Annotated in this window: 16 protein-coding genes; 6 read left to right on the top strand and 10 right to left on the bottom strand. The window is 64.3% G+C overall.

Going from position 1 to position 13,947, the window contains the following annotated elements:
* Positions 1 to 55 precede the first annotated feature (55 nt).
* The 6 genes from NKI72_RS05745 to NKI72_RS05720 form a co-directional block, all read right to left on the bottom strand.
* Complete coding sequence (locus NKI72_RS05745; protein ID WP_352831629.1) at positions 56 to 538, bottom strand: SRPBCC family protein; 483 nt, start codon at positions 536 to 538, stop codon at positions 56 to 58.
* Entirely contained in the window at positions 535 to 903 is a 369-nt protein-coding gene (locus NKI72_RS05740) for an ArsR/SmtB family transcription factor (RefSeq protein WP_352831734.1), read from the bottom strand. Before NKI72_RS05740 ends, NKI72_RS05745 begins: the two co-directional genes overlap by 4 nt.
* 176 nt (positions 904 to 1,079) lie before the next feature.
* Positions 1,080 to 2,105 carry an esterase-like activity of phytase family protein gene (locus NKI72_RS05735; RefSeq protein WP_352849976.1) on the bottom strand — a complete coding sequence of 342 codons (1,026 nt, stop codon included), beginning with the start codon at positions 2,103 to 2,105 and terminating at the stop codon, positions 1,080 to 1,082.
* A complete protein-coding gene (cobT, locus tag NKI72_RS05730) occupies positions 2,102 to 4,000 on the bottom strand; it encodes a cobaltochelatase subunit CobT (RefSeq protein WP_352816737.1) in 1,899 nt (632 codons plus the stop codon). The genes NKI72_RS05735 and cobT overlap by 4 nt, the downstream gene beginning before the upstream one ends.
* Before the next feature lie 11 nt (positions 4,001 to 4,011).
* The gene (gene cobS, locus NKI72_RS05725; RefSeq protein WP_352451201.1) at positions 4,012 to 4,998 is read right to left on the bottom strand and encodes a cobaltochelatase subunit CobS; all 987 of its coding nucleotides are present in this window, start codon (positions 4,996 to 4,998) and stop codon (positions 4,012 to 4,014) included.
* A gap of 123 nt (positions 4,999 to 5,121) precedes the next feature.
* Positions 5,122 to 5,751 carry a J domain-containing protein gene (locus tag NKI72_RS05720; RefSeq protein WP_036238769.1) on the bottom strand — a complete coding sequence of 210 codons (630 nt, stop codon included), beginning with the start codon at positions 5,749 to 5,751 and terminating at the stop codon, positions 5,122 to 5,124.
* Between the two features lie 133 nt (positions 5,752 to 5,884).
* On the opposite strand from NKI72_RS05720, the gene NKI72_RS05715 reads away from it, so the two are divergent.
* Positions 5,885 to 6,187, top strand: a complete 303-nt coding sequence (locus NKI72_RS05715) for a BolA family protein (protein WP_352471452.1) — start codon at positions 5,885 to 5,887, stop codon at positions 6,185 to 6,187.
* Between the two features lie 2 nt (positions 6,188 to 6,189).
* On the opposite strand, the gene NKI72_RS05710 is transcribed toward NKI72_RS05715, so the two are convergent.
* The 4 genes from NKI72_RS05710 to NKI72_RS05695 are packed head-to-tail and all read right to left on the bottom strand — an operon-like array spanning position 6,190 to position 9,674.
* On the bottom strand, positions 6,190 to 6,999 hold the full coding sequence (locus NKI72_RS05710; RefSeq protein ID WP_352471492.1) for an alpha/beta hydrolase: 810 nt from the start codon (positions 6,997 to 6,999) through the stop codon (positions 6,190 to 6,192).
* A 40-nt stretch (positions 7,000 to 7,039) separates the two neighbouring features.
* Positions 7,040 to 7,936, bottom strand: a complete 897-nt coding sequence (locus tag NKI72_RS05705; protein WP_352471453.1) for an HlyC/CorC family transporter — start codon at positions 7,934 to 7,936, stop codon at positions 7,040 to 7,042.
* A complete protein-coding gene (aroB, locus tag NKI72_RS05700; RefSeq protein ID WP_352831624.1) occupies positions 7,933 to 9,075 on the bottom strand; it encodes a 3-dehydroquinate synthase in 1,143 nt (380 codons plus the stop codon). The genes NKI72_RS05705 and aroB overlap by 4 nt, the downstream gene beginning before the upstream one ends.
* Positions 9,072 to 9,674, bottom strand: a complete 603-nt coding sequence (locus tag NKI72_RS05695) for a shikimate kinase (protein WP_352831622.1) — start codon at positions 9,672 to 9,674, stop codon at positions 9,072 to 9,074. Before NKI72_RS05695 ends, aroB begins: the two co-directional genes overlap by 4 nt.
* 158 nt (positions 9,675 to 9,832) lie before the next feature.
* On the opposite strand from NKI72_RS05695, the gene NKI72_RS05690 reads away from it, so the two are divergent.
* From NKI72_RS05690 to NKI72_RS05670, 5 genes are all read left to right on the top strand, one after another.
* Entirely contained in the window at positions 9,833 to 9,982 is a 150-nt protein-coding gene (locus NKI72_RS05690) for a hypothetical protein (RefSeq protein ID WP_023677884.1), read from the top strand.
* Entirely contained in the window at positions 9,979 to 10,896 is a 918-nt protein-coding gene (locus tag NKI72_RS05685) for a site-specific tyrosine recombinase XerD (protein ID WP_352831620.1), read from the top strand. Before NKI72_RS05690 ends, NKI72_RS05685 begins: the two co-directional genes overlap by 4 nt.
* A 99-nt stretch (positions 10,897 to 10,995) precedes the next feature.
* On the top strand, positions 10,996 to 11,946 hold the full coding sequence (locus tag NKI72_RS05680) for an acetyl-CoA carboxylase carboxyltransferase subunit alpha (protein WP_352471457.1): 951 nt from the start codon (positions 10,996 to 10,998) through the stop codon (positions 11,944 to 11,946).
* A 210-nt stretch (positions 11,947 to 12,156) separates the two neighbouring features.
* Complete coding sequence (locus NKI72_RS05675; protein WP_352831732.1) at positions 12,157 to 13,482, top strand: L,D-transpeptidase family protein; 1,326 nt, start codon at positions 12,157 to 12,159, stop codon at positions 13,480 to 13,482.
* A 5-nt stretch (positions 13,483 to 13,487) separates the two neighbouring features.
* Positions 13,488 to 13,760, top strand: a complete 273-nt coding sequence (locus tag NKI72_RS05670; RefSeq protein ID WP_352451194.1) for a sulfurtransferase TusA family protein — start codon at positions 13,488 to 13,490, stop codon at positions 13,758 to 13,760.
* The last annotated feature ends 187 nt before the right edge of the window (positions 13,761 to 13,947 follow it).

Raw genomic sequence — 13,947 nt, 5'->3', positions numbered from 1 at the left:
CACCTCGCAATCCGGGCGGGCCTTGGTGGACGCCGCCCGGTACACCCGCGAACCTCTACTTCGCCTTCTGAAGCTCGGCGGCGAGCGCCTGCAGCAGCCCGCGTGTGCCCTCCTCGCGCCCTTGCGCTGAATCGACGCCATCGAAGAACGCACCCTGTTCGGTATAGGTCAGGCGGGTGCCCTCGCCGGAAGGGGCAAGCTCGACCGTGGTGAGCGACGCCGACAGCGGCTGCGCCCCGACCGCCATCCGGTATGAAAATACGATGCGCCGGTCAGGGACGATGTCCTGGAACTGCGCATCGAGCCTGATCTCCGGGCCGCCCTGGTAGCTGAACCGCGAAACCTCGCTGCCGCCGACACGGAAATCGAAGGTGAATTCGGCGATGGTGAAGCCGTCGCCTTCGACGCGCCAGCGCCGCACCGTCGCCTTGTCGGCAAAGGCGAGGAAGACGCTCTCGGGCGATTGCGGGTAGGTCCGCTCGATCGTGAAGCTTGAATGGATGACGGACTGGTCGTTCACGGGGGCAATCTGGTTCATTTCTTGTCGTCCTTTTCCTGGTCGTGGAGTGTTGCGTCCGGTTGGTCAGTCTCCGCCAGGATCTGGCCGAGACGGTCGAGCTGGCGTTCGGCCGGTGTACGGCGCGCGGCGATCCAGTCGGCGAGCGGGGCCAGCCCGCCGGGCTCGATCCGGCAGGTGCGCACGCGTCCGACCTTCTCGCTGCGGATCAGCCCGCACGCTTCCAGCGCCTGGAGATGCTGGAGCACGGCAGCGAAGGTCATGCCGAACGGCTCCGCCAACTGGCTGACGGTGGCCGGCCCGCGGCTCAGCCTTTCCAGGATTGCCCGGCGCGTCGGCTCGGCAAGAGCCCGCAGGATGCTGTCGATCTCGGAACACTTAAGCATGGACTTGAGTATTTCGCCGATGACACAAATTGTCAAGTCACGACTAAAGTATTTTTTCAGATGGTGAGAGCCGGCTGGAAAACCCGCGACGCGGGTCATTGCCAGGGGAAATTGCCTGCGCTGCAAAACGGCGCGGAAATGCCAGCGATGCTGTCAGCCAGCAGGCCTGTCGCGCGTCAATCCTCGTGCAGCACAAATTCCAGGTAAAGATTGCGCTGCAGGATCGAGTGGTTGTCATCGGACATCAGCGACACGATCAGCGCGCCATCGTCGCGGGTCCAGACGTCGAGCGCTTCCATGTTGTCGATCTGGTAGCCCATGTCGGCTTCGAGCAGCACCGGCCCGTCGGCGACGGCGCCCTTCTCGACGCCTTCGCCATAGATGCGCCGCAGCCGCATCTTGACGCCGCCGGCCATCGAAAAACTGCGCTCCAGAAGCAACAGGTCGCCGTCCGGCAGGAAGGCGCCGTCGGTGATGTCGAAATCGCCATTGCGCTTGACGGTGAAGACGCCCTTGTGCGGCCCTTCGATGATCGCGGCAAAGATGTTGCCGGCCTTGTCGAGGCTCTTTTCCGACACCACGACCAGTCCGCCCGCGTGCTGCCCGTTGGGACTGGCGCGGGTGACGGTCTCAAAGCCGCGATTGCGGCGAAGTTCCCAGGCTGGGATCAGGAAGTCCAATTGCCTGAACGGCACCTTCATGCCGTCCGGATCGATCTTGAACTCTGCGATACGGTGATCGCCCTCGAAACCGACCGTGGCAATACCGTCCTTGACCGCGAGGCCTTCGGCATCGACCGCCCATTTCTCGTCGATCGGCTGGCCGGCCGCATCGACCATCTGCTGCATGCGAAAATTCTGGATGCCGGAAGGCCGCTTCTCGGCATCGTGGACGAGGGTGCCGAAGAACCAGAAGCCGGTGTCGGCGACGCCGATGAAATCGCTGCCGGGCTCGAGGAACCGAAGTGCCGACAGCGCGCCGAAATCGCGCGTCGACGAGGTCATTTCGAGCCCGCCGATGAATTCGAGCGGCCCGAACTGTTTGTCCGGCCGGCCGATGTGGAATTCGCTGATCGGCCGTGCCGTGATTTCGGCCGGCTCGACCGAGGCCGGGCCGGCAGCGACAGCTGGCGCCAAACTGATGCCTAACAACGCACTGGCGGCCAAAAGCTTCTGCCAAAAGCCGCCGCGGGAAAAAATCATCCGGCGCGCCGCATGCCGCCGCGCCGCGTGTCGCGCACGGTTTCCTCGGCGAACAGCGAGGCCAGCTGCTCGGTCATGGCGCCGGCCAGTTCTTCGGCATCGACGATGGTGACGGCGCGGCGATAGTAGCGGGTGACGTCGTGGCCGATGCCGATGGCCAAAAGCTCGACCGGCGAGCGCGTCTCGATGAGTTCGATGATGGCCCGCAGATGCCGCTCGAGATAATTGCCGGGGTTGACCGACAGCGTCGAATCGTCGACCGGCGCGCCGTCGGAGATCATCATCAGGATCTTGCGCTGCTCCGGCCGCGCGATCAGCCGGTTGTGCGCCCACAGCAGCGCCTCGCCGTCGATGTTTTCCTTGAGCAGGCCCTCGCGCATCATCAGGCCGAGATTGCGGCGCGCCCGCCGCCACGGGTGGTCGGCGGATTTGTAGATGATGTGGCGCAGATCGTTGAGCCGGCCGGGGTTCGGCGGTTTGCCTTCCTTCAGCCATTTCTCGCGCGCCTGCCCGCCCTTCCAGGCGCGGGTGGTGAAGCCGAGGATTTCGACCGAGACGCCGCAGCGTTCCAGCGTGCGCGCCAGGATGTCGGCGCAGGTCGCGGCGACGGTGATCGGCCGGCCGCGCATCGAACCCGAATTGTCGAGCACCAGCGACACCACCGTGTCGCGGAATTTGGTATCACGCTCCTGTTTGAAGGACAGCGGCTGCATCGGGTCGATGACGACGCGCACCAGCCGTGCCGGATCGAGATAGCCTTCTTCGAGGTCGAAATCCCAGGAGCGGTTCTGCTGCGCCATCAGGCGGCGCTGCAGCCGGTTGGCCAGCCGCCCGACGACGCCGGAAAGGTTGGCGAGCTGCTTGTCGAGGAAGGCGCGCAGCCGGTCGAGCTCCTCCTCCTCGCACAGTTCCTCCGCACCTACGGTCTCGTCGAAGGCGGTCGTGAAGACCTTGTAGTCGATCTCTTTCGGCAGATTGGTGAAGGGATTGTCGTTGCGGCGCGCCTCGCCCGGCGTCTCCGCATCGGCGTCGTCATCGTCGGAGAGATCCTCGGCGGTGGCGTCGGAGGCTTCCGTCTCGGCCGATTGCTCGTCGTCCGACGATGCCTCGGTATCCTCGGATTGCGACTGCTCGGAGCCGGAATCGTCTTCGCCGCCCTCCTCGCTCTGCTCCTCGCCTTGCGGCTGGTTTTCGTCGTTGTCCTCGGAGTCTTCCGTCTCCTGGTCATCGCCGAGCTCCTCGGCCATTTCCATGGAGGCGAGCATCTCGCGCACGACGCGGGCGAACGCCTGCTGGTCATCGAGCTTTGCCGACAGCCCGTCGAGGTCGGCACTGGCCTTTTCCTCGACCCAGGGGCGCCAGAGATCGACCAGCCGTTCGCCGCTCTTCGGCACAGTGCGGCCGGTCAGCTTTTCGCGCACCATCAGCGCCAGCGCTTCCTCGATCGGCGCGTCGGCCTTGTCCTTGACGTCGACGAGGTTGGCCCTGGCGTATTTGTCCTCGAGCATCGAGCCGATATTGTCGGCGACGCCCTGCATGGCGCGGCTGCCGATCGCCTCCACCCGGGCCTGCTCGACCGCGTCATAGATGGCGCGGGCCTGTTTGCCTTCCGGGGCCAGCCTGGTGTGGATGCGCGAATCGTGGCAGGCGCGCTTCAGCGCCATGGAATCGCCGAGCCCGCGGGTGATGGCGATGTCCGCCTTCGACGCTTTCTTCGGCAGTTCCGGCAGCCGGGCGCGGCTGCCGGCCAGCGCCGGCCGATCCTTGGCGAAACCGACCTCGAGATCCTTGTCGCCGGCGATGGCGCGCATGCAGACGGTGACGGCGCGCTTGAAGCTGTCGTTCTCAGCGCCGGTCTTGGATTTGTTTCGCGTATTGTCGCCCGGACCCGCCATCGAGACTCTGCTTAGCCCAGCACCACATTCGCCGCCGATTCCGGCAGATCTTCGCCAAAGGCGCGTTGGTAGAACTCGGCCACCAGCGAGCGTTCCAGCTCGTCGCATTTGTTGAGGAAGGTCAGCCGGAACGCCATGCCGATATTGCCGAAGATTTCGGCATTCTCGGCCCAGGTGATAACCGTGCGCGGGCTCATCACCGTCGACAGATCGCCGTTGATGAAGGCCGAGCGCGTCATGTCGGCGACACGGACCATCTTGTTGACGATCTCCTTGCCCTTGCCGTCGCGATAATGCTTGGCCTTGGCCAGCACGATGTTCACTTCATTGTCGTGCGGCAAATAGTTCAGCGTGGTAACGATCGACCAGCGGTCCATCTGCGCCTGGTTGATCTGCTGGGTGCCGTGGTAGAGGCCGGTGGTGTCGCCCAGCCCAACCGTGTTGGCGGTCGAAAACAGCCGGAAGGCCGGGTGCGGGCGGATGACCCGGCTCTGGTCGAGCAGCGTCAGCCGGCCCGACGATTCCAGCACGCGCTGGATGACGAACATCACGTCCGGGCGGCCGGCATCGTACTCGTCGAAGCACAGCGCGACATTGTGCTGATAGGCCCAGGGCAGGATGCCATCGCGGAATTCGGTGATCTGCAGCCCGTCCTTGACGACGATGGCGTCCTTGCCGACGAGATCGATACGGCTGACATGGCTGTCGAGGTTGACGCGCACGCAAGGCCAGTTGAGGCGGGCGGCGACCTGCTCGATATGCGTCGACTTGCCGGTGCCGTGATAGCCCGACACCATGACGCGGCGATTGTAGGCAAAGCCGGCGAGGATCGCCATGGTCGTGTTCTTGTCGAACAGGTAGTCCGGATCGATGTCGGGGACATGCTCGCTCGTCACCGCATAGGCCGGCACCACCATCTTGGAGTCGAAGCCGAATGTCTCCTTCACCGACACCGTGGTGTCGGGCAGGTTGGCGATGTCGCGATCGACCTTGTTCATCTCTATCAACATCTCCACAAGCGAAACGCCGCGTTTCGCCGGCAATCGATTTTGTTCGGGGGCGGTCTTAGAGCCTTTTCCAACCTTATGAAAGTTGGAAAGCGACACGAACCGTATGGTCGCTCAGCACAAACCTGCCTGCTTGAGCACGCGATACGCCTGGAGCACATCGCGGAACCGGTCTTCCGAACCTCTGTCGCCGCCATTCGCATCCGGGTGGTGGCGTTTCACAAGTTCCTTATAGCGCGCCTTGATATCCTTGCCAGTTGCCTTTGTATCAAGGCCAAGCGTTTCCAGTGCCTTGGCCTCAAGCGGCTTGGCCTTGCGCTCGCGTGCTTCGCGCGGGTCCTTCGGGCCTTTGAACAGGTCGAACGGATCGCGCATGCGATTGTAGTAGCCGGCGCGGCCGGAGCGCGCCTGTGCGAAGTCGGGCGAGGAGCGTGTCGAGGCACCGTTGACGCCCATTTTCCAGGTCGGCCGGTGGCCGGTCATGGCTTCCTTCTGGAAGCGGGCGATCTCGGTATCGGGAACGCCCGAGAAATAATTGAAGCCCTTGTTGTACTCGCGCACGTGATCGAAGCAGAACTGGAAATACTCGCCTTCCTTCATCCGTCCGACCGGGGCACGGTGGGTACCGGCCTCCTTGCAGCCATCCCACTGGCAGATCGGCGAACGCGACTTCAGCTCCGCGTCCTTCTCCGGGCGGATGCGAATCTTCTCGAAATATTTTGGGTACGGCTTCATCTCACCCATTTATGGGCTGTTCGCGGATGCGAAACAAGAATTGACATTTTCGCGATGATCGCCCTAACCGCTGAATCGCGGCATAAAACCGGCGAATTGCGAATTTTGTGCGATGACATAGATGTGGTGAAGGGAAGCGGCGATGTCCATACAGGCAACGATGGAAGACAAGCTGAAAAAGGCGTTTTCGCCGGAACGGCTGGCCGTCATCAACGAAAGCCATCTCCATGCCGGGCATCATCATGTGGATTCCGGCCATCACGCCACCTTCGACGGCACCGGCGAGACGCATTTTCGCGTCCGCATCGTCGCGCCAGCCTTTGCCGGCATGAGCCGCGTCGAACGTCACCGCGCCGTCAACACATTGCTGGCCGAGGAATTGAAATCCGGCGTGCACGCCCTGGCGATCGAGCCGGCGGCGCCCGGCGAAAAGACCCGCTGGTAATTTCAGCCGAAGCTCGCCCTCAGGAAAGCCATCACCGCGGCGGTCAATGCATCGCCCTCGGTGCCGAAGTCGCGATTGATCGACATGTGCGAATAGGCGCTGCCGTCGAACAGCGTGACCCTGGTTCCGGTGGCGCGCAGACGCCCGGCGAAGGCCTGCGCATCCGCCGCGCGGGCTTTCGCGCGCGAATGGGCGATGAAGGTCGGCGGGTGCTTGCGGCCTTCGACGTAGGTGACAGGCGACAGCGCGCGCCACTGCGCCGGATCGGGAAAGGCGCGGGCATAGACCCCTGCCATGCCGCCGCTTCTGGCCAGCGCCTCCAGATCGTAGGCCCTGGTGTCGTCGAGAACCAGCGCCGCGACGCCGGGCAGGCCGCCGCGCAGCCCGGTCAATGCGACGAGATGGCAGCCGGCCGAATGGCCCATGGCGACGATCCGGTCCGGATCGCCGCCATGCCTGGCGATGTTGGCGCGGACGTAACGATAGGCCAGTTCGACATCTGCCGCCTGGGTGGCGACGTCGGCCTTGGGCAGCATCCGGTAGTCGATCGAGACGAAGCCGAAGCCATTGTCGAGCAGGAATTGCGGCTTGGCATTGACGTTGCCGCGGTTGCCGACTCGCCAGGCGCCGCCATGGACGAAAAAGACGACCGGCAGGCCGCTTGCGCCGTCGCGGGAATAAATGTCGAGCTTGGCCGGCCCATAGTCGAAGGTTTCGGGCGACGGCGAACGCAGCCGCAATGCCGCCGCAGCCTGTCCCGGCAGCAGCGCCGCCATCGACGCCAGAAGCAGGCTTCGCCGATCGATCTTCATCAACGCCTGACTGCCCACGGCTGCCACAAGGTGCGCACTGTCATTCTCCAAGCATCGCCGGCTTGATCCTCAGCCGCGCGATACGGTTCTTGTCGCGCTTCATGACGACGAAGCGCTTGCCGTGAAACGTAAAGGCCTGCTTTTCGTCCGGGATCGACTGCGCCTCGTGGATGACAAGGCCGGCGATGGTGGTGGCTTCCTCGTCCGGCAGGTTCCAGTCGAGCGCCCGATTAAGGTCGCGGATCGGCACCGTGCCGTCGACGACGACGGAGCCGTCGGCCTCCTGCTTGACGCCCTGGATGTCGATGTCGTGCTCGTCGGCGATCTCGCCGACGATCTCCTCGATGATGTCCTCCAGCGTCACCAGCCCTTCGACCTCGCCATATTCGTCGACGACGATGGCGAAATGCGCCTTGCGGCGCAGGAAGGCATTGAGCTGCTCCTGAAGCGTCGTGGTGTCGGGCACGAACCACGGTTTCGACGCGATCTTCATCACGTCGATCCTGGAAAAATCGTTGCCGACCTCGTTCAGCGCGCGCAGCAGATCCTTCGCGTGCAGCACGCCGACAATGTTGTCGAGCGAACCCTTCCACAACGGCATGCGGGTGTGCGGGCTCTGCAGGATCTCGCGAACCACCGCTTCGGGCGGGTCGTCGGCGTTGACCGAGCGCATATTGGTGCGGTGGACCATGACGTCCGACACTTCGAGCTCCTCGAGGTCGAACAGGCCGCCGATGCGGGCGCGGTCCTCGCGCACCACCTGGCCGTCGCGGCGGAAATCGTCGACGGCGCCGCGCAGTTCCTCGCGCGCAGAGCGCTGCGGCTCCATGCGTTGCAGCTCGTAGCCGAAGGCGGCGAGCAGGCGCCGGCGCAAGACGAAGCCCAGCACGCCGAGGCCGGCGAGCACGGCAGCCGCGATCCAGCCGGCCTGGCTCATCCCGGCCGGCTTTCCTGCCGACCCGGATGGTTCTCCCGGAGGAACGCCAGCACTTCCGAGGCCGGCACATCCCTGGCGATGAAGGCCTGGCCGACGCCGCGCGTCAGGATGAAGGTCAGCGCGCCGCGCGACACCTTCTTGTCCTGGGTGATGAAGGAGAACAGCGTCTCGGCGTCGGGCAGTTCGCCTGGAATGTCGGCCATCCGCCAGGGCAGACCGACGGCGCGAAGATGCGCCTCGACACGCGCCGCGTCGTCGGGGCTCGCCAAATTGAGCCTTGACGAAAAGCGGTGCGCCAGCGCCATGCCGATGGCGACGCCCTCGCCATGCACGAGCCTTGCGCCGTCATAGCCGATCGCCGCCTCCAGCGCATGACCGAAGGTGTGGCCGAGATTGAGCAACGCGCGGTCGCCGGTCTCGAACTCGTCGCGGGCAACGACGTCGGCCTTGGCACGACAGGCCTCGGCGATGGCCGCAGCCCGCTCCGGCCCGCCGGCAAACACTTGACGCCAGTTTTCTTCCAGCCAGGCGAAAAACTCGGGCCGGTCGATCAGCCCGTATTTGGCCAGTTCGGCATAGCCGGCGCGAAACTCGCGGATCGGCAGCGTGTCGAGCACTTCGGTGTCGGCCAGCACCAGCTTCGGCTGGTGGAATACCCCGACCAGGTTCTTGCCGCGCTTGCTGTTGATGCCGGTCTTGCCGCCGACGGAGGAATCGACCTGCGCCAGCAGCGAGGTCGGAACCTGCACAAAGTTCATGCCGCGCCGCGCGATGCCGGCGGCGAAGCCGGCCAGGTCGCCGATGACGCCGCCGCCGAGCGCGATGACGACATCGCCGCGCTCCAGCTTGGCGGCCAGCACGCCGTCGACCACCTCCTCGAGATGCGCAAAGCTCTTGGTCTTTTCGCCTGGCGGCAGCGTGATGACGGCATGTTGGATGCCACCGCTTGCCAGGCCGGCCGCAAGCGCTGCGAGATGCGCGCTAGCGACGTTTTCGTCGGTGACGACCGCCGCCCGCGTTCCCGGCAGACGGCGCGAGATCTCGGCGCCGGCGCGTGACAGCAGGCCGGGGCCGATCAAAATGTCGTAGGCACGCTCGCCAAGCCCGACTTCGACAGTGACCGTTGCATCAGCGCTCACGACCGCACCTCGTCAATATCGGCAACGCCGAGATGGCCGCGCAGCGCGTCCACCACTTCGGCGGCAATGATCTCCTTGCGGTCGTCGCGGGTCGGCACGATGACATCGGCCGCGGCATAAACCGGGTAGCGTTCCGCCATCAGCCGTTCCAGCACGGCGCGCGGATCGGCGCTTTTCAGCAGCGGCCGGTTCTGTTTCTTGGAAACGCGCTCTATCAACAGGTCGATCTCGGCTTTCAGCCAAACCGAAACGCCATGGCTGGCGATCGCCTCGCGCGTCTGCGCGTTCATGAAGGCGCCGCCGCCGGTCGACAGCACCTGCGGCCCGTGCTCCAGCACACGCAGGATGACGCGCTGCTCCAGTGCCCGGAACTCCGCCTCGCCATAGCGCTCGAACAGGTCCGGGACGCTCATGCGCGAAACAGTTTCGATCTCCTGGTCGCTGTCGATGAAGGGCAGTGCCAGCATCGCCGCCACCTTGCGGCCGATCGCCGTCTTGCCGGCGCCCATCAGCCCGACAAAGACGATGGAACGGCCGCCCAGCCGGCCGAGCAGCGCGGCATGGCTCTCGCCCGGAGGATTTGCTGGTAGCGCGTTCATGCTTCTAGGGCCTCTTTGGCGGCGTATCGACATCAAAAGCCTGTTTGCGTCAAGCGCGGCGCAACCGGGACTATGGGCTTCACCCTTGAATTGGCCGGATTGGCGTCTCATAAGGGCACAGGGTTGGAAATGCAGAATAAGACGACGGGCGAAAATTAATGCCAACACTGTTTCGCTTTGTCGTGACGCTCGCGATTCTGGCCGGCATTGTCTATGGCGCGATGTTCGCCTTGGTCATGTTCGTCGAGCCGAGGAAGGCGGAAATGAGCGTGCGTATCCCTCCAGAAAAGCTCAATCCCAAAAAATGAACAGCGCCGCCCGCATCGAAGCCTTCCTGGAGATGATGAGCGCCGAGCGCGGCGCGGCCGAAAACACGCTTTCCTCCTATCGCCGCGACCTCGAAGACGCTTCCGCCGGGATCGGCGGTGGGCTTGCCGCTGCCACCAGCGCCGACATCCGTGCCTATCTCGACGACATCGCCGCGCGCGGCTTTGCCGCCACCTCGCAGGCGCGCAAATTGTCGGCGATCCGGCAGTTCTTCAAGTTCCTCTACGCCGAAGGCCTGCGCGGTGACGATCCGACCGGCACGCTGGACAGTCCGAAGAAGGGCCGGCCGCTGCCTAAGACGATGAGCGAGGCCGATACCGGCCGGCTGCTCGACCGCGCCGCGCAGGAGGCGATGGACCCCTCCATGCATGACGGCGACAGGCTGGCGGCGCTGCGCCTGCACGCACTGGTCGAGGTGCTCTACGCCACCGGCTTGCGCGTTTCGGAGCTGGTCGGCCTTCCCGTGACGGTGGCACAGCGCGACGACCGCTTCTTCATGGTGCGCGGCAAGGGCAACAAGGAGCGCATGGTGCCGCTGTCGGCCAAGGCGCGCGCGGCGATGCGGACCTGGCTTGCCGCACGGGCAACGGTGCCGGCTTTTGCCGACAGCCCGTTCCTGTTTCCGGCCGCCGCCGACAGCGGCTATCTCTCGAGACAGGTCTTTGCCCGCGAGCTGAAAGCGCTTGCCGCGCGGGCCGGCATTGCCACGGCGAAGATATCGCCGCATGTGCTGCGCCATGCTTTCGCCAGCCATCTGCTGCAGAACGGCGCCGATCTCAGGGCCGTGCAGCAGCTGCTCGGCCATGCCGATATTTCAACGACGCAGATCTACACGCATGTGCTGGAGGAGCGGCTGGTGCGTCTGGTCAACGATCATCATCCGCTTGCCGACTAGGCGTCATATCGCTATGTGAGAACGACGCTCCACCGCGCCCAGCCTGCATTTTCGGGCTTGCGTCAGTCATTGCCTTCCGACTTGCCGGTTCGCCCAAGAATGTACAATTACCTCGATTTCGAAAAGCCTGTGCAGGATCTCGAAGGCAAGATCCTTGAGCTGAAGAAGCTTGCCGAGAACGGCGAGGCGGTCGATGTCGGCGATGAGATCGCCCGTCTCGAGAAGCGCTCGCGCGATGCGCTGCGCGACGCCTACAAGGCGCTGACGCCATGGCAGAAGGTGCAGGTGGCGCGCCATCCGGACAGGCCGCATTGCATCGACTACATCAAGGGCCTGCTTACCGATTTCACGCCGCTTGCCGGCGACCGCAATTTCGGCGAAGACCAGGCGATCGTCGGCGGCTTCGCCCGCTTCCGTGGCGAGCCGGTGGCGATCATCGGCCAGGAGAAGGGTTCCGATACGGCAAGCCGGCTGAAGCATAATTTCGGCTCGGTGCGGCCGGAGGGCTACCGCAAGGCGGTGCGGCTGATGGAACTCGCGGACCGCTTCCAGATCCCGCTGCTGACGCTGGTCGACACGGCCGGCGCCTATCCCGGCGTCAACGCCGAAGAGCGCGGCCAGGCAGAAGCCATCGCCCGCTCGACCTCGGCCTGCCTTGGCCTGAAGGTGCCGTCGATCTCGGTGGTGATCGGCGAAGGCGGCTCGGGCGGCGCCATAGCGATCGCCACCGCCAACCGCGTCTACATGCTCGAACACGCCATCTATTCGGTGATCTCGCCGGAAGGCGCCGCCTCGATTCTGTGGCGCGATACCACGCGGTCCAAGGATGCTGCGACCAACATGAAGATCACGGCGCAGGACCTGCTGGAGCTGAAGATCATCGACGCCATCATCGCCGAGCCGCTCGGCGGTGCCCATCGCGCCCCCGAAACGGTGATCGCCGCCACCGGCGACCTCATCGCCAGGACGATGAAGGAATTCTCCGGCGCCAACACCGACTTCCGCGAGCATCGCCGCGAGAAATACCTGGCGATGGGCCGCAATCTGTAACCAACGCAGACACGCAGCCTGAAATGTGGCGGCGTGAACCAGTTTCGCCACAAAAATGCCGCTGCATTCGGCTCAGTGAGCTTAACGTAAGGGGACGCGCCGCATGCTTGCGGTAAGGAATTTTCAAGGTTAACGGGCTTAAGGTCCGTCAGCGGTCGGTTTAGCAGCTGCGGCATCCGCGGCGCAGAGATGAAGACGATAGCCATATCCATGTTTGCCAAGCTTGCCCGCACCGGAGTTCTGATCGCTGCGATCGGCGTCGCCGGCTGCAATGACGCTTCGATGAAGGATTTTGCGCCGCAAGCCAACAAGCCGCTGCCGGACAAGATCCTGGCCGAGATGAAAGCCAAGGGCATGATCCGCACCTCCTCGGTGATGGCGCGCATCTTCAAGGAAGAAGGCAAGCTCGAAATCTGGAAGGCCAAGACCAACGGCCGCTACGACCTGGTCGCCAGCTACGACATCTGCAAATGGTCGGGCAAGCTCGGCCCGAAATTCACCGAAGGCGACCGCCAGGCACCGGAAGGCTTTTACACGGTCCGCCCGGCACAGATGAACCCGCGGTCGAATTACCACCTGTCCTTCAATATCGGCTACCCGAACGCCTATGACCGCGCCAATGGCCGCACCGGTTCCAACCTGATGGTCCACGGCGCCTGCTCGTCGTCGGGCTGCTATTCGATGACCGACGCGCAGATCGAGCAGATCTACGCTTTCGGCCGCGACGCCTTCCAGGGCGGCCAGACCGAGTTCCAGATCCAGGCTTTTCCGTTCCGCATGACCGCCGCCAACATGGCGCGCTATCGCAACGACCCGAACTACGAATTCTGGAAGATGCTGAAGGTTGGCTACGACAATTTCGAGGTCACCAAGGTGCCGCCGAAAGTCGACGTCTGCGAGAAGCGCTACGTGTTCAACCAGGTTGCGGCCGACGGCTCGACCTTCAATCCGACCGGCCCTTGCCCTGTGACCACCCAGCCCGATTCGCTGAAGAGCGCCATCAACGCCTATCAAAGCACCTATGAGGCGGCCTTCAACGGCGCCATCAAGGCCAGCGTGCCGGCACCCAAGCCGACCATCGCCGGGATCAAGGAAGCCAGCATCGTTTCCGACTGGTCGAAGCGGCGTGCGCGCGGCGAACGCGTTCCGATCGAGCCGCCCTCGCTCAACCCGGACGGCACGGTGGCCGAAACGGCGCGCATGGGCCGCATCGATTCGCCGGCGGGCCGCAAGATGGCAGCGCTCGACGCCGAAAAGGCTGCCAAGCAGAAGGCCGAGGAACAGCGGCTTGCCGCGATAGAAGCGGCGAAGGCAGCGAAAGCGGCAGCCAAGGCACAGGCCTTGGCCGAGAAGGAAGCTGCAAAAGCCCAGGCGCTAGCCGAAAAGGAAGCTGCCAAGACCGCCGCAGAGATGCCTGTCGCCACCGCCACCGTAGCGCCATCGGACGCCGCCCCGGCAGTCGAAACGCAGGCTGCGGACGCCGAAAGCACGGCGACAAGGTTGAAGAAAAAGCTGCTCGGCATGTTTGGCGGCTGAACTTCATGCTTGAGCAAGAAGATGGGGGCCAAGAAGACAGGCCCTCAACCAGCCCCGCCGCCGTCTACGACCTCAAAGGCCTGAACTGCCCGTTGCCCGTGCTCAAGGCAAAAAAGCGCCTGGCCGCAATGCAGCCGGGCAGCCGGCTGTGGCTCGAAACCACCGACCCGCTCGCCGTCATCGACATTCCCGCCTTCTGCGCCGAGAGCGGCCATCGACTGGTCGAAACGGCGGCGGCGGCAGGCGGCCACCGCTTCCTGGTCGAGCGCGGCGGCTGAACGCGTAATCTCCCCCCTGTTTGGACCGGAGACATCGCGAACAGGTGTGCGAGGACATCGCGAACAGTTTGGCGCGCTTTGCGCCGGGAGGTTCGGGATGCCATTCGAGGACACGAGCGCGATGAAACAGAAGCTGGAATTTGTCAGGTTGGCGAGCGCGCCGGGAGCGAATGTGAGCGCGTTGTGC

The sequence above is a fragment of the Mesorhizobium sp. M0437 genome, from assembly GCF_040321335.1.
GTDB lineage: Bacteria > Pseudomonadota > Alphaproteobacteria > Rhizobiales > Rhizobiaceae > Mesorhizobium.
Note: the sequence above shows the minus strand (reverse complement) of the source record. Positions and strands in the feature narration are given on the sequence as shown.